General features: G+C 69.4%; 16 protein-coding genes. 2 read left to right on the forward strand and 14 right to left on the reverse strand.

Annotated elements, in window-relative coordinates:
- The first annotated feature begins 108 nt into the window (after nucleotides 1-108).
- Nucleotides 109-2673: a TonB-dependent receptor gene (locus AAG565_RS06640; protein WP_348818776.1), complete on the forward strand. Its 2565-nt coding sequence runs from the start codon at nucleotides 109-111 to the stop codon at nucleotides 2671-2673.
- A 3-nt stretch (nucleotides 2674-2676) separates the two neighbouring features.
- Here the strand turns inward: AAG565_RS06640 and AAG565_RS06645 are convergent, their stop codons facing one another.
- The 8 genes from AAG565_RS06645 to AAG565_RS06680 form a co-directional block, all read right to left on the reverse strand.
- A complete protein-coding gene (locus tag AAG565_RS06645; RefSeq protein WP_348818777.1) occupies nucleotides 2677-3168 on the reverse strand; it encodes a DUF2147 domain-containing protein in 492 nt (163 codons plus the stop codon).
- Nucleotides 3168-5753, reverse strand: coding sequence for a TonB-dependent receptor (locus tag AAG565_RS06650; RefSeq protein WP_348818778.1), 2586 nt, complete (start codon nucleotides 5751-5753; stop codon nucleotides 3168-3170). Before AAG565_RS06650 ends, AAG565_RS06645 begins: the two co-directional genes overlap by 1 nt.
- A gap of 112 nt (nucleotides 5754-5865) precedes the next feature.
- On the reverse strand, nucleotides 5866-6459 hold the full coding sequence (locus AAG565_RS06655; protein ID WP_348818779.1) for a TetR/AcrR family transcriptional regulator: 594 nt from the start codon (nucleotides 6457-6459) through the stop codon (nucleotides 5866-5868).
- 69 nt (nucleotides 6460-6528) lie between these two features.
- Nucleotides 6529-7299, reverse strand: a complete 771-nt coding sequence (locus tag AAG565_RS06660; RefSeq protein ID WP_348818821.1) for a DUF2182 domain-containing protein — start codon at nucleotides 7297-7299, stop codon at nucleotides 6529-6531.
- A complete protein-coding gene (locus tag AAG565_RS06665; RefSeq protein WP_348818780.1) occupies nucleotides 7299-7934 on the reverse strand; it encodes a DUF1326 domain-containing protein in 636 nt (211 codons plus the stop codon). The genes AAG565_RS06660 and AAG565_RS06665 overlap by 1 nt, the downstream gene beginning before the upstream one ends.
- A gap of 74 nt (nucleotides 7935-8008) precedes the next feature.
- Nucleotides 8009-10135: an EAL domain-containing protein gene (locus AAG565_RS06670; protein ID WP_348818781.1), complete on the reverse strand. Its 2127-nt coding sequence runs from the start codon at nucleotides 10133-10135 to the stop codon at nucleotides 8009-8011.
- A gap of 164 nt (nucleotides 10136-10299) precedes the next feature.
- A complete protein-coding gene (locus tag AAG565_RS06675) occupies nucleotides 10300-10761 on the reverse strand; it encodes a nuclear transport factor 2 family protein (RefSeq protein WP_348818782.1) in 462 nt (153 codons plus the stop codon).
- Nucleotides 10758-11138 (reverse strand): steroid Delta-isomerase, encoded by a 381-nt coding sequence (locus tag AAG565_RS06680; protein WP_348818783.1) that lies wholly within the window; start codon nucleotides 11136-11138, stop codon nucleotides 10758-10760. Before AAG565_RS06680 ends, AAG565_RS06675 begins: the two co-directional genes overlap by 4 nt.
- 390 nt (nucleotides 11139-11528) lie before the next feature.
- Between AAG565_RS06680 and AAG565_RS06685 the strand changes: the two genes are divergently transcribed.
- Nucleotides 11529-12698, forward strand: a complete 1170-nt coding sequence (locus AAG565_RS06685) for a helix-turn-helix transcriptional regulator (protein ID WP_348818784.1) — start codon at nucleotides 11529-11531, stop codon at nucleotides 12696-12698.
- A 42-nt stretch (nucleotides 12699-12740) separates the two neighbouring features.
- Here AAG565_RS06685 and AAG565_RS06690 read toward each other — a convergent pair whose 3' ends face one another.
- The 6 genes from AAG565_RS06690 to AAG565_RS06715 all read right to left on the reverse strand — a co-directional run bounded on the left by AAG565_RS06690 (nucleotide 12741) and on the right by AAG565_RS06715 (nucleotide 18985).
- Nucleotides 12741-13223 (reverse strand): nuclear transport factor 2 family protein, encoded by a 483-nt coding sequence (locus AAG565_RS06690; protein WP_348818785.1) that lies wholly within the window; start codon nucleotides 13221-13223, stop codon nucleotides 12741-12743.
- Between the two features lie 107 nt (nucleotides 13224-13330).
- Nucleotides 13331-14098 (reverse strand): SDR family oxidoreductase, encoded by a 768-nt coding sequence (locus tag AAG565_RS06695; protein WP_348818786.1) that lies wholly within the window; start codon nucleotides 14096-14098, stop codon nucleotides 13331-13333.
- A 92-nt stretch (nucleotides 14099-14190) separates the two neighbouring features.
- A complete protein-coding gene (locus AAG565_RS06700) occupies nucleotides 14191-15009 on the reverse strand; it encodes an outer membrane lipoprotein-sorting protein (RefSeq protein ID WP_348818787.1) in 819 nt (272 codons plus the stop codon).
- Nucleotides 15010-15051: 42 nt separating this feature from the next.
- Nucleotides 15052-16059, reverse strand: a complete 1008-nt coding sequence (locus AAG565_RS06705; protein ID WP_348818788.1) for a HupE/UreJ family protein — start codon at nucleotides 16057-16059, stop codon at nucleotides 15052-15054.
- Entirely contained in the window at nucleotides 16056-17000 is a 945-nt protein-coding gene (locus tag AAG565_RS06710) for a peptidylprolyl isomerase (RefSeq protein WP_348818789.1), read from the reverse strand. The genes AAG565_RS06705 and AAG565_RS06710 overlap by 4 nt, the downstream gene beginning before the upstream one ends.
- Nucleotides 17001-17008: 8 nt before the next feature.
- A complete protein-coding gene (locus AAG565_RS06715) occupies nucleotides 17009-18985 on the reverse strand; it encodes a DUF3604 domain-containing protein (RefSeq protein ID WP_348818790.1) in 1977 nt (658 codons plus the stop codon).
- Between the last annotated feature and the right edge of the window lie 84 nt (nucleotides 18986-19069).

Below are 19069 nucleotides of genomic sequence, written 5' to 3' on the forward strand. Positions count from 1 at the left end.
GGACGGCGAGCCTCGCCGATCGGCGGCCGCACCGGCTCACCCGTTTGCGCGAGGGCATCCGGACGGTCGCCGGATAGCGTGGGAGCAGGACAACGAGGGGGAGTGCCGATGCGGATCGAACGGATACCGCTGCTGCTGGCGTTGAGCCTCGCCGCCCACATCGCGGCCGCGCAGCCGGACGAAGGTTCGGCGACGGGCGACGCGCCGCAGGACCCCGTCATCGCCGTGCGCCCCGCGCCGCCGCCGACGAGGGCGGTTTCCACCACCGATGCCGTTGCCGATGCGGCCGCGCTGGAAGAGATCGTGGTCACCGCCGAGCGCCGCGTCGCCAGCGTGCAGGACACGCCGATCTCGATCGAAGCCTTCAACGCCGAGACCATCGAGCTGCGCGGCATCCAGGGCGTCCACGACCTGAGCGCGCAGGTGCCGGCGCTGACCATCGAGCCCTTTCCCACGCACAACGCGACGCTGCGGCTGTTCATCCGCGGCGTCGGCGTCTATGACGCGCAGCTGACGCAGGACCCGGCGGTCGGCGTCTATCTCGACGGCGTCTATATCGCGCGCTCGGTCGGCCTGGCGCTGGATCTCGCCGATCTCGACCGCATCGAGGTGCTGCGCGGCCCGCAGGGCACGCTGTACGGCCGCAACACCACCGGCGGTGCGATCAACCTGATCACCAAGCGCCCGGATCCGGGCGCGTTCTCGATGTCGGCGCAGACCGGCGGCGGCAGTCGCTCGAACTACCGGGCCAAGGCCTCGTTCAACGTGCCCGTGACCGACGATCTGGCGCTGGGCCTGGCCCTGCTCGGCAACCGCCGCGACGGCTTCGTCGACAACACCGGCCCCGGCGAGGATTTCGGCGACCGCTCCGAACTCGCCGGCCGCCTGTCCGCGCGCTGGCTGCCGACGGCCTGGCTGACCACCGACTACAGCTACGACCACAGCGACCTGCGCTACGCGAACACGCTGTTCCAGGCGGTGCTGCCGCCGAACACCAACAAGGGCCAGGCCGAGCTGTTCAAGCCCTACGCGGTGTCGCAGACCGTGTACTCGGAGCGGCGCCTGCGCCATCTGGCCACCGGCGCGCCGATGGAGGAATCCGGTTCGAGGATCGACGGCCACGCACTGACGCTGACCGCGCCGCTGGGCGCGTTCGAGCTCAAGTACATCGGCGCCTGGCGCAAACTGCGCGACGAGGAGTATGCGGACCTCGGCGGCGGCGCCGGCTCGACGACCTACCGCCTCGACAGCAACGCCTACGCCGGACCGGCCGCGACCGTCGCCAATGGCGGGCCGACGCCGCTGGTGATCCCGACGGTGACGCAGGAGCAGTTCTCGCACGAGCTGCAGTTCGGCGGCCGGCTGTTCGACGACCGCGTGGAGTTCATCGTCGGCGCCTATGCGTTCCGCGAGACCGGGCGCGAGGACCGCCACCGCCTCAACCACCAGCTCAGCACCGCGATCTCTCCGGACCAGCTCGACGAGCTGTCGGCCTCGCTGCCGGAACTCGATCCGATCCTCGGCAGCCTGGGCATCATCGACTTCAGCCAGATCGACCAGCTGCGCCTGGTCAACTTCGTCGATTTCGACTGGACCATCGCCAACCGCGCGACCGCGCTGTTTGGCCAGGCGACGTGGACGCCGCCGTTCGAGGCGCTGCAGGACCGGCTGCACCTGACCGTCGGCTACCGTCGCTCCAGCGACGAGCGCGAAGCGGTGAAGTTCCGCATCAGCGACACCTATGTCGAAGTGCAGGCCAACGGCCAGGGCACGGCGCGCCTGCTGTCGAGCGCCGAGAAGTTCGACTACGTCCGCTCGGCACGCAGCTTCCGCGACGATGCCTGGTCGTTCGTCGCTGCCTACGAGCTGACACCGGCGATCAACCTCTACGCCAAATCCGTCGAGGCGTACAAGAGCGGCGGCTTCAACGTGCGCGATCCGCACATCTCCGGCGCCTCGCAGGGCAACACCTACGGCTTCGGCTTCGTCGATGGCTTCGCGCCGGAGTACGTGCAGTCCTGGGAGGCCGGCATCAAGAGCGAGTGGCTCGGGCGGCGCCTGCGCGTCAACGCGGACGTGTTCCGCAGCGACTACACCGACATGCAGATCAACTTCCTGATCCCCGGCACCATCTCCGACACCAAGACGATCAACGCCGGCAAGGCGCGGATGCGCGGCTTCGAGCTGGACGCCACGGCGCAGCTGCACGCCGATCTGCGCCTGAGTGCCGACTACGCCTGGCTCGATGCCGAAGTGCTCGAAGTCATCGACCCGCAGGGCAACAACGTCGCCGACCTGTATCCATTCACGTCCGCGCCACGCCACTCCGGCGTCGTCGCGCTCGACTGGACGGCGCTGCGCGCCGGCTGGGGCGAACTGCGTGCCTACGGCTCCTACAACTACATCGCCCAGCGCCAGGGCAACGTCATCACCGAGGAACGCCGCGGCCTGACGTCGATCCCCGCCTACGGCCTGTGGAACGCGCGCCTGTCCGCGGCCGGCATCCGGATGGGCAGCGAAGGCACGCTCGACCTCGCACTGTGGGGCCGCAACCTCGCCGACAAGGTCTATCCGCTGATGGCGATCGACAATCTGCCGCAGTCCGACCGCGCGGTGGTCTGGGGCGAGCCGCGCAGCCTCGGACTGGAACTGACCTACCGCTTCCGCCGCTGAGCTTCACCGATCCTGCGCGGCTTTGGCGCGCGTCCAGATGCGCGACTCGCCGAGCGCACGAAGCCCGAGGTAGGCGTGCAGGCGGAGCTGCGGACCGTCGCGTTCGAGCTCGGCGCGGGCGACGGTGCCTTGCGTCAGGCCGTCGCGCAGGTCGATGACCTGGCCATCGACCCAGCGATCCCCTGCGCTGCGCAGGCCCCAGAGGAAACGCATGCCGGCGAGCGGCTGGCCGCGCCAGGGTGGCGGACAACGCGTGCATTGAAGATCCAGCGGCTCGCCGTGCGCACCGGTGATCCGCACGACGCGCCCGGCCAGGAATTCGCCGTCGCGGTACAGCTCGATGGTCGAGGTCGTCCCGGCGGACGGCTCGTAGGCATTCCAGTAACCGACGAACGCGGCGGTGGCGTCGTCCCCCGCGCGCGCGCCTCCGGCATGGGCGAGCAGTGCCGCCGCTGCGCACGCGGCGGCGACACGCAGCAGACGCGCTGCCGCCATCACTGATAGCGCAGGATGAGGTCCAGGCCGAAGGCGCGCGGCTCGCCCCAGATCACCGCGCGGTCGGCGTGCGGCAGGTTGTCGATGGCCGTGACCGGATATTCCTCGTCGGCGAGGTTGCGGCCCCACAGCGCGACATCGAGCGCGGCACGCCCGCCGACACGGAGATTGCCGGCCGTCAGGCGCGCGTTGAACAGCCCGTAGCCGTCGATCGCGGTCAGGCCGCGCTTGTCCTCGGTGATGACGAAGCCCTGGCGCCAGCCGGTGTACTGGTAGTTCAGGTAGGCGCGCAGGTCGCCCCAGTTGCCGCGCAGGAAGGTCCAGTCGGCCGAGGCCACGTAGGAATGCCGCGGCGCGGCGATGAACGGATACAGGTTGGCGACGTTGTTGCCATCGACGTCGATGACCTCCTCGACCTTGGCGTCCAGATACGCGTACTGCACCGCGAGGATCAGGTCCTGCAGCGCGACGAAGGCGGTTTCGATCTCGGCGCCACGCATGCGCGCCTTGCCGGCATTGCGCGACTTGGTGTCGGAGATCGTGCCGGGGACCATGAAGTTGGTCTGCATGTCACGGTAGTGGCTGTCGAACACGGCGGCATTGAAGCGCAGCCGCCGCTGCATCCACTCGCTCTTGATGCCGGCCTCGAGCGAACGCACCGTCTCCGGCTTGAAGCCCTCGACGAAGCCGAATCCGTAGTTGGTGCCGTCCGATGCGGCACCCGAAGCCGCCGAGACCTGCGGGTCGCGCGTGTTGAAGCCGCCACTCTTGTAGGCCGTGGCGTAGGACAGGTAGGTGGTCGCGTTGCCGGCGAGGTCGTACTGCAGGTTGACCGACGGCGAGAAGTTGCGGTCCTTGCGCGCGGCGTACACGTCCACGAAGTCGTCCACCGTGCGATAGACCTGGCCCGGGATCAGCACCGCGGTCAGGCCCTGGCCCGCGATCTGGCCCTCGACGTACTGGGTCTGGATGAAGTTCTTCAGCGCCTCGCGCTCGTCCCAGGACTGGCGCAGGCCCATGGTCAGGCGCAGGCGCTCGTCGAACAGGCCCGGCGTCCACGTGAACTGGCCGAAGACGGCCGTCGCCGAGTTCTGGATCGCGATGTCGTAGTCCCAGAACGCGGCCAGGCCCGGAAAGGCCAGTTCGCGCAGCGGATCGCGCAGGCCGGGGATCGCGTCGAGCAAGGCGTCGAACTGCGACGGATCGAGCTTGGTGTTGAAGATGTGATGGTTCGGCCCGCCGTGCTCGCCGCCGTCCTCTCTGAAGTAATAGGCGCCGACGATGAAGTCCACGCTGTCGAACAGCTTGCCGGACAGCTGCAGCTCGTGCGACCACTGCTCCTGGAAGGTGGTGGGGATCACCAGCGGCGTCGGCGCGCCGCCGCCGGCCATGAGTCCGGCCGGACCGTCGTAGGCGTTGGTGTCCACGCGATAGCCGGTGGAACCGCCGCCGCCGCTGAGGTCGGGGTACTGGTTGTCGATCAGCTTGCGGAACGCGCCGATGTACTTCGCCTCCAGCCCCGACGGCAGCGGTGCGCCGAGCACCAGCGTGTGCCCCTGGATCTTCGACGACGAGGCCTCCATCGGCGCGCCGGAGGCGAGGCGGTCGAGGCGCCGCTCGGCATACACGGATTCGGACTGTGCGTAGGGCTTGAACAGGTCGGCCATGCCGTGCGGCGTGTTGGACGGCAGGATCGACTGGAACATGTAGTTGACGTACTCCAGATCCGCGTAGTCGTACGAATAGTCCGCGGTCAGCCAGTCGGTGGCGAGCCAGCGCGCGTCGAAACGGTAGGCGCGCTCGTCACGGTCGCCGAAATCGCGGCCGGGGCCGGTGTTGTCGACGAAGCCGTCGCGGCTGCTGCCGAGCGCGGCCAGCTTCACGGCGAGGGTGTCGGTGAGCGGCAGGTTGAACACGCTCTTGCCGGTGAGCTGATTGCGCGAGCCGACGGTGAGTTGGTGCCACATCGCGAAGGCATCGACGGAAGGACGGCGCGTGACCAGGTTGACGGCACCGCCGGTGGTGTTGCGGCCGTACAGCGTGCCCTGCGGGCCGCGCAGGACCTCGACGCGTTCGAGATCCGCCAGATCCAGGGCAAGACCGGCGGACCGCGCCAGATAGACACCGTCGAGATAGATGCCGACCGCCGGGTCCTGGGTGACCTGAGCGTCGGTGATGCCGACGCCGCGGATCGTGATGCGCAGCGTCGTGTTGGACAGCGGGTGCGGCTCGATCACCATGCTCGGCACGTTGGCGGCGAGATCCTGCACGCCCTGGATGCCGCGCTGCGCCAGCTTGTCGCTGTTGAAGGCCTCCATCGAGATCGGCGTGTCCTGCGCCGAAGCGGCGCGCCGCTGCGCGGTGACCACGATCTCCTCGAGCGCCGTGGTGGCACCGGACGACGACGGCGGCGGTGCGGGTTCCGCACCCGCGCGCAGCGGTTCCACCGGAACCACATCCAGAGATTCGGCCTGCATCAGCGCAGGCACGCCATCATCACCCTCGTCCGGCAGCGCGTCCTGGGCCGATGCGGCGAGCGCATGCAGCGCGAACAGCACCGCCCACCCGCGGCAGTTGTCGAACATCCGGCTCTCCCCTGTGCACCCTGCGCGCCGACCATCGCGCGCGCCCGTTGCTTGACGATACGGTACGTACCGTACACATCCATCCCGCAAACGGACGAGCGCCGGCAGCGGCTCAGCCGCGGCGCGCCGGCTTGCGCTGGCCGATGCCGTGGAGCAGCAGCCCGACGAGTCCGCGGATCCAGTCGTCGGTCAGTTCGTCGAGCAGGAAGTACTGGCGGATCGCGATCGCACCCTGAATGACATCGATCGCCAGCTCGACGTCGGTCGCGGCGGACAGTTCGCCGCGCCGGATCGCGTTCTGCAGCACGTGGCGCACCGGCACACGGCGCCGGTCGTTGACCTTCACCAGCGCCGCCGACAGCGACGGATTGTCGATGCACTCGGCGACCAGCATCGGCAACACGCCGCGCAGCGGCGAGTCGCGCATGATCTTGGAAAACTGGCCGAACAGCGCGATCAGATCCGCTTCGAGGCTCGGCCCGGCCACCGGCACCGGGATCGGCAGCTGGCCGAAGACGGCGAGCACCAGGTGCTCCTTGGTCTTCCAGCGCCGATAGATCGTCGTCTTGCTGGCCCGTGCGGTGGCGGCGACGCGCTCGATCGTCAGTGCGGAGTATCCGCCCGTGGCGAGGATTTCGAGGGTCGCCTTGAGGATCGCCTGCTCGGCGGCGATGCTGCGCGCGCGCAGCCGTCGGGATTCGGGCATCTCTGGGCGTCGAGAGGGCGGACGCGCGATTCTAGGCGCAAGCCCGCCGCCGCTGCACGACGTCGCGCGTCACGCCGATGCCAGCAGGACGATGCCCGCCAGCGCCAGCAGCGCACCGCTGAGCCGGCCGCCCTGCACGCCCAGCGGTGCGAGCTTCTCGATCAGCACGAAGACCGTGATCGCGCCGATCCACAGCAGACTCATCACGCCGCCGACGAACAGCAGCAGCATCAGGGCCCAGCAGCAGCCGACGCAGTACAGGCCGTGGCGAACGCCCAGCCGCAGCGCACCGCGGACGCCGGGCCGCCAGTGCTGCATGAAGAAGCCGGCCGGCGAACGGCAGCGCGAAAGACAGGACTGCTTGAACGGCGTGAGCTGGTACAGGCCCGCGTTGACCAGCAGCACGGCGCCGAGCACGGGGCTGGCGCTTTCCCACATCGGCGACAGCAGGGCCGCGCGCGACAGTGCGTACTGCAGCAGCGTCGCCGCGAGACTGAAGCCGGTCCAGGCCAGCAGGTAGCCGGCGGTGAACGCCTGGATGCGCAGCGTCGGTGCCTCGACGCCCGCACTGGTGCGCTGCACGCGCGCGTACAGCAGGATCGCCGGCGCGGCGCTGGGCAGCATCATGCCGACCATCATCACCGCCCACATCAGGAACACGAGGACGAAGTAACGCACATCCCAGTGCGTCTGCATCATCCACGCCGACAGGCCGTCCATGGCCCCGTACATGTCGAGCGAGGCCGGCACCAGGTACAGCCACGACAGGACGATGACGCCGCACAGGCCGACGAGCACGATCGGCCGCTCGCGGAGGAGCAGCCGCTCCAGCACCGGCATCACCGGACGACGCCGTGCGTGCTCCAGTGCATCCGCGCGATATGCGCATGCGTGTCGCGGAAGTCGAGCGGGATCGGCCCCTGCGCAGTGCCGGAGCCCGACACGAACTCGGCCTCGTCGTACTCGAAGCCGGCCGGAAGCCGCAGGCGCGCGCGGTGCGGCGCGCCGGTCACCGGGTTGCGGATCGGCTGCGCCGAGGCTTCGAGCAGGCCGGGAATGCGCACGCTGGCGGTGCCGGCCCGCTCGTCGATGCGCAGTTCGATCGGCTTGTACTGCGTCGGATGCGCCTTGACCAGGGTCGTGCTGAACACCTGCGTGATCAGCGACCCCGGTTCGGTTTCCTGGCCGGTCAGCACCGCCAGGATCGCCGCACGCTGATCGGCGTCGGCGCGCTCGTCGATCACCGGCAGCGCCTCGCCGTTGCCGAGGTGGATCGGCCCCGGCCAGGCGAACAGCCCGCCGAAGCGCAACCCGTCCAAGGGGATCTCGCCGAAATGACCCTCGTCGATCTGGCCGAACATGTATGCCCGGCAGTTGCCGTTGGACGGCAGCGAATTGAACTGGCAGGGACAGCCGAGATTGCAGTTGCAGTTGGACACCTGCACGCCCTGCCAGCGCCATTCCACGTATGCCATGGCCGCTCTCCCGCGAAGGGATGGGAATGGAAGCCTGCGCCGGATCGGGCCGGCTTGCAAGCGTCGGCGTGCGCTCAGGCGACCGCGACCACCGCGCTGCTCAGCCACTGCGTGAGCCACTGTTCCAGCTCGTCGGCCGGCAGCGCGCGCGTGAACCAGAAACCCTGACCGCTGACACCGCCGAGACGGCGCAGGTAGGCGGCCTGCTCGGCGTGCTCGACGCACTCGGTGACCACCTGCATCTGCAGGCTGTGGCCGATCTCGATGATGCCGTTGAGCAGCGAGGTGGCATCGGCATTGCCGGGCACGTCCTTCAGGAAGGATCCGTCGATCTTGAGGATGTTGATCGGCAGGCTACGCAGGTAGTGCGGTGACGAGTAGCCGACGCCGAAATCGTCCACGGCGACGGCGAGGCCCTCCTGCCGCAGGCGCGTCAACAGGGCACCGGCCGCGTCGAGGTTGTCCAGTAACGCTTCCTCGGTGATCTCGATGGCCAGCGCACTGCCCTGCAGTCCGCGGCGGCGCATTTCGTCGAGTATGTACTGGTCGATGCCGGCGAGGCGCAGCTGTGCGGCCGACAGGTTGAACGAGATCCGTGGCACGGGCACCCCGCGCTGCAGCCAGTCGGCCATCTGTGCGCAGACCGTGCCGATCGTCCATTCGGTGAAGGGCCGCAGCAGGTCGCCCGATTCGGCGACCGGGATGAAGTGATCCGGCGGTATCTGGCTGCCGTCGTCGCGCCGCCAGCGCGCCAGCGCCTCGACGCCGAGCACGCGCGCGCCGGTCATCGTCATGATCGGCTGGTAATGGAGCCGCAGCTGCTGGCTGGCCATCGCCCGATGCAGTTCGCGGTTGAGTTCGAGCACGCGGCTCGCGCGCTGCTGCATCGACGATTCGTAGATCTTCAGGAAGCCGCGCGCGTGCTTCTTGGCCCAGTGCAGCGCGGTGTCGCTGGCGTACAGCAGCTGCTCGGCGCTGTCGGCATGGTCCGGATACAGCGCGCAGCCGAGGCTGGCGGACACGGCGACGCCCTGGCCGAGTTCCAGCGGCGCGCCGACGAGCGACCGCAGCGCCTCGCAGCGCTTCTGCAACTGCGCGACACCGTCGGCGCCCTCGGCGACCTCGGCGATCCAGCTGAACAGGTCCGGGCCGGTGCGTGCCAGCAGCGCCGACGGATCGGGCAGCGCGCGGCGCAGGCGTTCTGCGACCTCGCTGAGCACGCTGTCGCCGATGCGCGGCCCCAGCGCATGGTTCAGCTCGCTGAAGTGATCCAGGCCGAGTGTGACCAGCGCGAAGCGGCGCAGGCGCGCGGCGCCGTTGGCGAGCGCCTCGTGCAGGCTTTCGCCGAACTTGCTGCGGTTGGGCAGGCGCGTCAGCTCGTCGTACTGGGCGCGGTGCAGCGCGAGGCGCTGCGCCGACAGCGCCAGCTCGTTGGCGCGGTCGCGCTCCAGCTCCGCGCGCTTGCGGTCGGTGATGTCCTGGCAGACGCCGGTCAGGCGGATCAGCTTGCCGGCGTCGTCGAGTACCGGGAACGCCCAGGTGTGCAGGTAGCGCAGCTCGCCATCCGCGCGATAGATGCGCTCGTCGTGCGAATAGGGCTTGAGGTGGTGGAAGACCTCGTTGGTGGCGTCCATCACCCGCTGGCGGTCGTCCGGATGCACTTTGGCCAGATAGCCCTCGTAGGTCGGCGTGTAGCTCTGCGGGGTCTCGCCGTAGATGCGGTACAGCTCGGGGCTCCACACGGCATGCGGCTCGGTGATGTCCCATTCCCAGACCCCCAGGTGCGCCACGCCCTGGGTATCGACCAGCATCGACTCGCTGCGCCGCAGCCGGTCCTCCTCGCGCTTGCGGGCGGTGATGTCCACGCCGTGCACGCCGTAACCGATGACGACGCCGTCGCGCCGGACCGCGCCGATGTTGAGCCAGTACCAGCGGCGCACGCCGTCCGCGCCCAGCACGGAGGCTTCGACCTGCCGCGGCTGGCCATCCGCCGCGACCTGCTGCAGCACCTGCGCCAGTGGCTCGACGGCTTCGAGCGCGAAATGCGCCGCCAGTGAATCGCGCGGCGCTGCGGCATCGCCGCGATTGGAGTCGAGCACGGTCCCGTCGCTGGCGAGTCGCGCGACGATACCGGACCGCCCGTCGAACCAGGCGTGCAGTCCGTCCGCCTCGACCCGCCCGTCGGAATCGCTACCGCTCATCTGGCGCCCACTCGTGTCATTCCCGGCCGGGAACAGCCCCACTATATGCCCGTGTCGCCGCCCAGGCGAAGGCCGGGCCAGGGCGCGTAGAAATGCTCTACATGCCCCGGATCACCCACGGACGGCGCGGGGCGCCCCGCGGCCAGCGCCAGGCGGGGCCCACCCTACAGCTTCAGCGCCTTCTTCATCCACGCCGGCATGTTGAAGTCGTAGCACTTCTCCTCGGCGCGGCGGCCGATGCGCCAGCCGCCGGCGGTGCGCCGGTATTCATCGACATACCACAGGCCGAGGAACATGGTGTCCGTGCCGCCCTCCGGCCGGGGCACCACCATCGGGTTGAAGCAGGCGATCCGCCCGGTCGCCGCATCGCCATCGATCGCGAACTCGCAGTTGCCGACGAAGTGCATGTAGGCCGGGAAGTGCTGCAGCGCCTGCGGCAGCCATTGCTTGACCGCCGGATACGGCCCGTCGATGCCGCCCATCGCGCGGTAGTCGATGTAAGCATCGGGCGTGAACACTGCATCGAGCGCGTCGAAATCGCGCCGGTCGATGGCATTGGCGTAGCGCACGACCAGCTCTTGGAGCTCGATGCGGTCGGCCAGGCGCTGCAGCGCCGCGGGATTCACTTCTCCAGCACCATGTCGGACTTGCCCCAGTAGGCCTTCATCGACGTGAACTTGCCGGCGTCGTTGAAGGTCATCACGTCGATCACCTGGATATGCGCCCTGCCTTCCGGCATGTTCAGCCGCACGTTGAAGGCCATCGCCGCGGCGTTGCCGTGGGAGGCGCGGACCGGTGCGGCGAGCTCCAGGCGCGCGCCGGTGGCGACCGCCATCTTGTAGAACGCGGCGATCTCGGCCTTGCCCTTCTTCAGCGGACTGCCGACCGGATCCTCGACCGTCGCGTCGTCGGCGTAGAGGTCCGCGATCGCCGCGGCGTCACTGCGGTTGAAGTGGTCGATATAGGCCTGCATCGCGGCCTTCATGCGGGTTTCGTCGGTCATGGCGGTGTCGGTTCGCGCGAACGGGGCGCGCGGCGATGATCGGACAGGGCGCGTGCCGGTTGTCTCGTCCGGATGGGGGAGACGGCGCACCGCGCACCGGACTAGGCTTCGACTCAGCCCGGCACGGCGTCGTGCCGGGTCCGAAGTGGGATCGAGGCACCGCGCTCCGGGAGACCGGCGGCGTGGGTTTGTTGCGCTCGCGGCTTGACGCCGGCAGAGGGGCGGCATATTGATACGTCGCGTTCCCATCTCGACGAGGGGGTTGACAGCCCGCAGACCGTTGGAACGTGCGCCCGTGCGGAGCAGGCGCGGAGGAGAGTCATGGCGAACACAGCCAGGGTGACGGAGATTTCCCTTGCGCAAGCGCGGCGTATGGGCAGCACAACCGCTATGAGTCCGGCCCCGAAGGGCGCGGCGGTGGCGCTCGACCTGGAGCAGGCCGATCGCCTGCTGAGCGCGATCTATGACGGCCCGACGGAAACGCCGCCGTGGCATACGGCGCTGCAGCTGCTGCGCGAGCGCCTGCACGCCGGTCACGTCACGCTGATGCTGCGCCCGCCGTCGTCCGACAGCGCCGGGATCATGATCAACACCGGCCCGGTCACGCGGCAGGGCGTCGAATCCTATGAAACGCATTTCTTCGCGATGGACCCCTTCGTGCGCCTGCCGGAGGACGAGGTCGTCACCGCGGAGGAACTGATCGGCCGTCAGTGGCTGCAGAGCGCGGTCTATCTCGAATACCTCAAGCCGCTCGACATCCGCCACCTGCTCGGCGCCGACATCTACACGAAGGAGGGCATCGAGTGCCGGCTGCGCATCACGCGCGGGCACAGTGCCGAGCCGTTCTCCGCCGACGACAAGGCCGTCGTCCGCTTCCTGCTGCCGCATCTGAAGCGCGCGATCCAGCTGCACGCGCGCCTCGATTTCCTCGAATGCGAGCGCCAGCTGTTCGCCGGCACCGTCAACCGCATGCTGCTGGGCATGATCAGCATCGCGCAGGACGGCACGATTCTCGAAACCAATCAGGAAGCGCGGCGCATCCTCGCCGAGAAGGACGGCATCTGGCTGTCCGGCAACACGCTGTGCGTGGACAGCAGCCAGGAAAGCCGCGACCTGCAGCGCATGATCCGCACGGCCCTGAGCGATTCGCTGTCGGCCAGCGGCGGCGATCATGGCGAGCCCGGCGTGGTCGAGGCGATGTCGGTGTCGCGCCCGTCCGGCCGCGCGAAGCTCGGCGTGCTGGTGCGCACGATTCCGCTGGGCCCCTGGTCCGAGAGCAAGCAGCGCCCGGCCGTGGTCGTGTTCCTGCGCGATCCGGAGTCGAATGCCGCGCAGCCGTCCCAGGAACTGGTGCGCCGCCTGTTCGGCCTGACGCGCATGGAAGCGCAGCTCGCGCTGCTGCTCGCCGAGGGTCTGACCCTGGACGAAGCCGCCGAGCAGATGAACGTGCGCCGCAACACCGCACGCACGCATCTGCGTTCGATCTTCTGCAAGACCGGCGTCACGCGCCAGACGATGCTGGTGCGGCTGCTGCTGAACAGCGTGCTGACGCTGGGCTGAGAGGCCGCGCTATGGACGGCAACACCGAACCGCGAGCCCTCATCACGGCTGCTTCTTGCCGTGCTGCGCCAGCCAGTGTGCGGTGATGTTCGGCGCCTGCGTCAACGGCGTGACGATCTCGTAGATGCGCTCGTAGGTCGCGCGCTGGATCAGCCACCGGCCGTCGCGCTTGACGTAGGTGTCGCGGTACAGCGCGCTGCCCTCGGTGACGATCTTGTGGCGCAGGTCGAGAAACCAGTCGGTGAGATACCACACCCCCTTGGCCTCGGTCGGCGACACGAGGTCAATCTCCGGATGGTTCACCGTGTGCCGGGCGATCGCCTCGGCGTGGAAGGCGTATTCGAGCGCGCCGATGATCTTGTCGCGGCCTTCGGCCTCGAACAGGTAGCTGCCGCCCTGGTAGCGCACGCTGGCGTCCTCGGTGAACAGCTCGCGCAGTTCGGCGATGTTCGCGGTGTCGATGCAGCGGCAGTAGCGGTACTTGAGCCGGCGGATCTGTTCGAGGTCTTCGAGAGGTGAGGACATGCCCTTGCTCCGTTGTTCGTCATTCCCGCGGAAGCGGGAATCCAGCCGCGGTCGAAAGCACTGGATACCCGCCTGCGCGGGCAGGACGGTTGTTGATGACTGTCCGCTCAGATGCCGAAGCCGCCGGACACGTTGATCTGCTGGCCGGTGACGTAGCCGTTGGTGGCGAGGAACACCGCGGCGCTGCCGATCTCCTCGGGCTTGCCCCAGCGCTTGATGCACAGCAGCTTCTGGGTCTCCTCGGTCCACTTGTCGTCGAACACGCCGCGCCGCAGCAGTTCGAGGAACATGCCGGCCTCGATCACGCCGACCAACACCGAGTTGGCGCGGATGTTGTGCCGGCCTTCCTCCTTGGCGATGCCCTGGATCAGCGCCTCGTTGGCCGCCTTGGGCGCGACCGACAAGCCGTCCCTGGGCGGCCACCAGACATGGCCGGCCGAACCCAGATGGACATACGATCCGCCGCCTTTCGCGCGCAGATGCGGCAGCGTCGCCTGCACCGCGTTGAAGAAGCCGTGCACTTCGATGTCGATCGACTTGCGCCACAGCGCCTCGCTGGTCTCGGCGATCGGCACCTGCTCGACGACCGGGCCGGCCGCCCAGATCACGGTGTGCACGCGGCCGTGCGCGGCGACCGCTGCCTGCACCGCGGCATCGACCTGCGCGCGCTCGCGCACGTCGGCCGCGTGCAGCGTCGCCTTGCGACCGTAGCCGGCGATCTCGCCGACGACCTTTTCGGCGACCGCCTGCTTGGAGCGATAGACGATGGCGACGTCGCTGCCGGCGCGGCCGAAGCTCTTGGCGACCTCCTGGCCGATGCCGCCGCTACCGCCGAACACCAGCGTCGCGCCGGCCGGGAACGATGCCTGGATCATGCCGCTCTCCTCTCGTGGTCTGCGCCGCCGATTCTTCGCCGTGGCCACCGCCGCAGCCTCATCCGTTGGGACGACGGCTGCCGGGCGACCGCTCAGTTGCCCAGATAGAACGTCGCCGGGTTGAACAACCGGCTCGGCGGCACCTGCTGCGTGTCGAGACCCAGCACGCGCAGCACGGTCTTGCTGCCGTCGATCAGATCGACCATCTCGACCTCCGAGGCATACCAGCGCCCGTCCGCCTTGCGCAGCGCGGCCGCAGGAACCGTGATGCGCTTGCGCGCGCCGTCGGCCTGGTGAAACTCGGTCTGGATCGGGACACAGGTCTGCTGATCGACCCAGCTGCGCACCCGCGTGTATTTCGAACCCGACGTCGGCGCCGGCACGTAATCGAGAATCGCCGTCCTGCGGCCGCCGACGTCCTCTTCTCCGGCGACCGTCGCCGTCGCGTCGCTGACCGCGTACTGCATCTGCTTGAAGTCGTAATAGCTGAAGTTGGTGCCGAGCAGCGCACCGTCGGCGAAATCGCCGCTGATGCGGCGCACCCGCCGCACCGACGGCAGGTACACGTACATGCCGTCCACGCGCTCGCCCTCACCCTGGCGCACCAGGTAAGCCGCGCCGGCCAGATACTCCGGCGACTCGATGCGCAGCGTGGCGCGCACCAGCGACTGATCGCCCTGCGTCTCGCGCAGCGCATAGACCCGCCCGCGCAGCGTGCGCACCGTGCCGCCGACATCGGTGGCGACCAGTTCCACGGTCTGGATGCGCAGACTGGCCGGTACATTGGCCAGCATGCAGGCGTGCAGGCTCTCGACCGTCTGCGCCGCGCCCGCCGGCGGTCCCGCCAGCGCCAGCGCCAGCGCCAGCCACAACGCCGGACGGATCGTCCGCTTCTTCCCATTGCTCAGCATGACCCTTCCCCTTTTACGGTTGTTTGGCGATCGCGCGCCGAATCACGTCGTGCCAACGCCGGCGACGAGCACCGCCGCCCGGCCGATGACCCAGTATGCGGCCAGCGAGCCGATCACATAGGCCAGCGCACCGTGCAGCGGCGCCGCGGCCGGCACGGATACGGACCGCCGCGCGGCGTGGATGCCGGCGAGAAACACCAGGACCAGCAGCAGCTGCCCGCACTCGATGCCCAGGTTGAAGGCCAGCAGCGCCAGCGCGATCTCGCGCTGCGGCAGCCCGACTTCCGCCAGAGCACCTGCAAAACCGAGGCCATGGATCAGGCCGAAGACCGCGGCGATCCACCACGGCCGCCGTTCCAGCGCCCCGGCGCCTCCCGGCCGCAGCAGCTGCAGCGCCAGCACGACCAGCGTCGCCGCGATCAGCACTTCGGCGAGCGCCGACGGCAGGCGCAGCAATCCCAGCGCCGCGGCCGACAGCGTCAGGCTGTGGCCGAGCGTGAACGCCGTCACCGTGCCGACCAGCGCACGCGGCCTGCGCACCAGCGCCACCAGTCCGAGGATCAGCAGCACGTGATCGGGGCCGGCGAGCAGGTGGGTGAAGCCCAGACGCAGGTACTCGACGAACACCGGCTTCGCCGCGCCGGCCGCCGGCACGGTCCACTGCGGCTGCGCGGCATCGAGCAGGGTCTGCGCGACGCCGCCGTCGAGCGATTCGTAGCGCAGGATGGCATTGATCCCGCCGGCGGCGAGTCCGTCGATCGCCAGTCTGCGGCCTTCGATACCGCCCGGACACGACAGACGCCAGCGATGCAGCAGCGCATCTTCGCCGTCGATCCGCGCCACGCCCTGGACTTCGGCAGCGCACCCGGGCGGCCACTGCGGCGCAACCGGCGTGCCGCGCACGCTGACGACCGACGTGCGCCAGCTGACGTCATAGACGCCGGGCGCCGACTCGCGCAGGTCCAGCAATGCCGGCGCCAGCGGATGGCCCTGCACCGCCGTTGCGGCCAGCAGCAGCGCGAACGCGAGCATGCGCGGCCGCACGCTCATGCGCCACCTGCGTCCGCGGCCGGCAGGCCGACGACCGGGTAGCGCGCGCGCAGCCGTTGCAGCGCCTCGCGCAGCTGCTGCGCACGCGCCTCGTCCTGCCAGGCGCGCAGCAGCTGCGCCTGCTGCTGCGGCGGCGGATCCCCGCCCTCGGCCACGCGCGCCGTCACCTGCACCAGATGCCAGCCGAACGCGGAACGCAGCGGGCCGGTCCAGGTCTGCTCCGGCGCCTGCACGAGCGCATCGGCAAAGTCACGTCCGAAGCGCGCACCCACCTGCGCCGCGCTCCACGCGCGGAACTCGGCACCGAGCAGGAAGGCATCGCCGCTGCGCGCCGCATCGACCTCGCCGCGCAGCAGGCGCGCTCGCAGCGCCTCGAGCTCCGCGCGTGCATCGGCGCGCGCGCCGTCGTCGCTGAAGAACACGTGGCGGAAGCTGAGGCGCGCCGGCGCACGATAGCGCGCCGGATGGCGCTCGCGGTACGCGGCCAGCGCCTGCGGGTCCACGGGAACGGCGCGGACCAGGCGGCGTTCCATCGCCTGCACGAGGCGCCGGCGTACCACCGGGTCGCTGCGGTTCATGCCGAGCGCCGCGGCCTCGTGCAGCAGCGCGTCGTCGCTGGCACGCCGCTGCGGAAACAGGAAGCGCATGTTGCGCAGCAACCGTTCGCGCACGACCGGATCGCTGCGGTCGAGCCCGCGCGCAAGCGCCTCGCGCAGCAGGATCTCGTCGTCGAGATAATGGCGGATGCTGGCGCGCAGCTCGGCCTCGGTGGGCAGACGGCCCGAGTCGCGCACCCAGGCCGCGCGCAGCGCCTCGACCCGTTCGGCGGACAGCTCGATCGGCGCGGCCTCGATCGGCGTATCCGGCACCGTTCGCAGGCGATCCAGCGCGAACAGCGCACTGCCGATCAGCGCGAAATGCAGCAGGGGCCAGCGCAGCATGCGCATGTTCAGCGGGTCGGTGCGGAGGCCGGCCGGTACCAGATCGGCGAGGTCCAGGCACGCTCCTGGATCGTCTTCGGATAGTCGGCGTTGCAGCAGTCGGCCCATTCGGCCGGCACGGCGTCCGGGTTGCTGCAGTCGATGCCGGCCGCGAGGCATTGGCGCGTGGACCAGCGGCAGCTCGGATTCTCGACGACGCGCGCGTACCAGAACGCCGGCACCGCCGGATCGAAGTCGGGGTCTTCCCAGACCGTGCACAGGCTGGCGAAGCCGGAACCCGAAGTCTGGCAGGTCGTCAGATCGACGCTCGCGCCATTGGCGGGATCGCCGGCGACCTCGAACACCCGTTCCTTCTTCTCGCCGTTGACGTACCAGCCCTTGATGATCTGGATGCGCTGCAGCGGCTCGACCGGCTCGCCGGGCGCGCCCGGATCGCGCAGCGCGGACACCGCGAAGCGCGGCCGCGCGGCCGCGGACGGCACCGAAGACAGATCGCCGCCCATCGGCACGCCGCGCGCATAGCCGACGGCGGCGAAGTCGTTGCGCCCGCACTGGTCCGCCGGCAGATCCCAGCCGCCGAAGAAACGCACCACCGGGCGCGTGCCGCTGGTCGCGTAGGCCTCGCGCCGGCGCATCGCCGCGAACAGCGCATCGCGCGTGTTCTCCTCCGCCCACAGCACGGCCAGACCGCCGGGGCTGACCTCGATCACGTCGGTCATGCCGGGCACGCTGTCGCGCGGATTCTGGCCGGCGCCGGCATGGCCCATGAACGTGCTCTCGACGACGTTGCCGGGCGTACCGATGTGCGTGTCCGAGCTGCCGATGAAGCCATACTTGAATGGATTGGCGCCGAGCAGCTGCTCCTGGCGCAGACCTTCCTTGAGCGCCTCGCGCAGGAAGTCCTGCTCCATCGGCGGCCCGGTGTTGGCACCGCCGAAGCGGTTGCCGGTGAGGTTGTTGTACGGCAGCAGCTCGAAGCCGCACAGCTCGTCCTGCGCGCCCGCGCCCTGGGTGCCCAGGCACTCGGACTGGCCCTTGTGCTGGTAGATCTCGGCCAGCGGCTCGTGATCCTGGCGCTTCTGCGCGAAGGCCTGCGTGTAGTCGTTGCCGAAGCGGTCCTTGGTCTCGAACATCGTGCCGGCCGACAGGTTCGAGTTGTGCGGAATCGTCAGCACGTCGCAGCCGTCCTGCGCGCGGCACTGCGCATCGAGCGCCTGCCACAGCAGCTCCGGGCGCGGATACTCCTGGTAGGCCGGCGGGATCGGCGGCACGACGCCGGTGCGGAAGATGACGTTGCGGTGCAGGTTGTTCGACAGCGGCGCGCCGGTCCACTCGTAACCGACGAAGGTGGTGAAGCGGCAGTCGTCGCTGCGGTCGTAGTACGCCTCGGCCGCGAGCTGCACGTCCTGCCACGGCGTCTTCGCCGCCTCCAGGCAGGTCTGCCCGCCCGGCCCGCAATAGGCCATGCGCGGCACGCTGCCGTTGCTGCCGATGATCGGCGCATCGGACACCAGCGGGATGCCGGCCGGCACCGGGAACTGCGGCAGCTCCGGCAGGCCGACTGCGGCGAGATTGAAGGCGATGAAGGACTGGTCCGGGAAGTTGCGGTAGAGGATGCACTCCGGAGCGTTGTATTCGAGATAGTCCGGGTTCGTGCAGATCTCGGTCTCGCCGAACAGCTCGGCATGATCGGTGACCGCAGCGAAGTCGAGCGGCCGCGCGATCTGCGTGTGGCGCGTCGGCTCGCCGTTGTCGTCGTAGGGCTGGATGCCGATGCGCTCGCCCAGCGCGAAACGGTAGGCGTCGTGCGGCCCGATGATCGTGCCCTGCGTGTTGGCGTCGAGCGAGTACTTGGTGTGCACGTGCAGGTCGCCGAAGAACGGCTGGCGCAGCGCATTGGCGTTGTGACAGCGCGCGTCGATCGGCGGAGCGACCGACTCCGGCGCGCGGCTGGCGCCGCAGCCGGCCAGTAGCACCACACCCACCGCCGCGATCCGGGCGATGAGACGATTCCTGCCTGCTATACCCATGTTCCGCTCCCCTCAGCGGCTGGCGTGACGCGATTCTGG

The sequence above is a fragment of the Fontimonas sp. SYSU GA230001 genome, from assembly GCF_040066175.1.
Taxonomy (GTDB): domain Bacteria; phylum Pseudomonadota; class Gammaproteobacteria; order Nevskiales; family Nevskiaceae; genus Solimonas.

Excerpts from the sequence above, each read along its gene's own strand:
- AAG565_RS06685 (WP_348818784.1), top strand. The coding sequence starts at position 11,529 with ATGAGTCCGGCCCCGAAGGGCGCGGCGGTGGCGCTCGACCTGGAGCAG.
- AAG565_RS06695 (WP_348818786.1), bottom strand. The coding sequence starts at position 14,098 with ATGATCCAGGCATCGTTCCCGGCCGGCGCGACGCTGGTGTTCGGCGGT.
- AAG565_RS06705 (WP_348818788.1), bottom strand. The coding sequence starts at position 16,059 with ATGAGCGTGCGGCCGCGCATGCTCGCGTTCGCGCTGCTGCTGGCCGCA.
- AAG565_RS06650 (WP_348818778.1), bottom strand. The coding sequence starts at position 5,753 with ATGTTCGACAACTGCCGCGGGTGGGCGGTGCTGTTCGCGCTGCATGCG.
- AAG565_RS06665 (WP_348818780.1), bottom strand. The coding sequence starts at position 7,934 with ATGGCATACGTGGAATGGCGCTGGCAGGGCGTGCAGGTGTCCAACTGC.
- AAG565_RS06640 (WP_348818776.1), top strand. The coding sequence starts at position 109 with ATGCGGATCGAACGGATACCGCTGCTGCTGGCGTTGAGCCTCGCCGCC.
- AAG565_RS06710 (WP_348818789.1), bottom strand. The coding sequence starts at position 17,000 with ATGCTGCGCTGGCCCCTGCTGCATTTCGCGCTGATCGGCAGTGCGCTG.
- AAG565_RS06680 (WP_348818783.1), bottom strand. The coding sequence starts at position 11,138 with ATGACCGACGAAACCCGCATGAAGGCCGCGATGCAGGCCTATATCGAC.
- AAG565_RS06660 (WP_348818821.1), bottom strand. The coding sequence starts at position 7,299 with ATGCCGGTGCTGGAGCGGCTGCTCCTCCGCGAGCGGCCGATCGTGCTC.
- AAG565_RS06700 (WP_348818787.1), bottom strand. The coding sequence starts at position 15,009 with ATGCTGAGCAATGGGAAGAAGCGGACGATCCGTCCGGCGTTGTGGCTG.
- AAG565_RS06645 (WP_348818777.1), bottom strand. The coding sequence starts at position 3,168 with ATGGCGGCAGCGCGTCTGCTGCGTGTCGCCGCCGCGTGCGCAGCGGCG.
- AAG565_RS06690 (WP_348818785.1), bottom strand. The coding sequence starts at position 13,223 with ATGTCCTCACCTCTCGAAGACCTCGAACAGATCCGCCGGCTCAAGTAC.
- AAG565_RS06670 (WP_348818781.1), bottom strand. The coding sequence starts at position 10,135 with ATGAGCGGTAGCGATTCCGACGGGCGGGTCGAGGCGGACGGACTGCAC.
- AAG565_RS06655 (WP_348818779.1), bottom strand. The coding sequence starts at position 6,459 with ATGCCCGAATCCCGACGGCTGCGCGCGCGCAGCATCGCCGCCGAGCAG.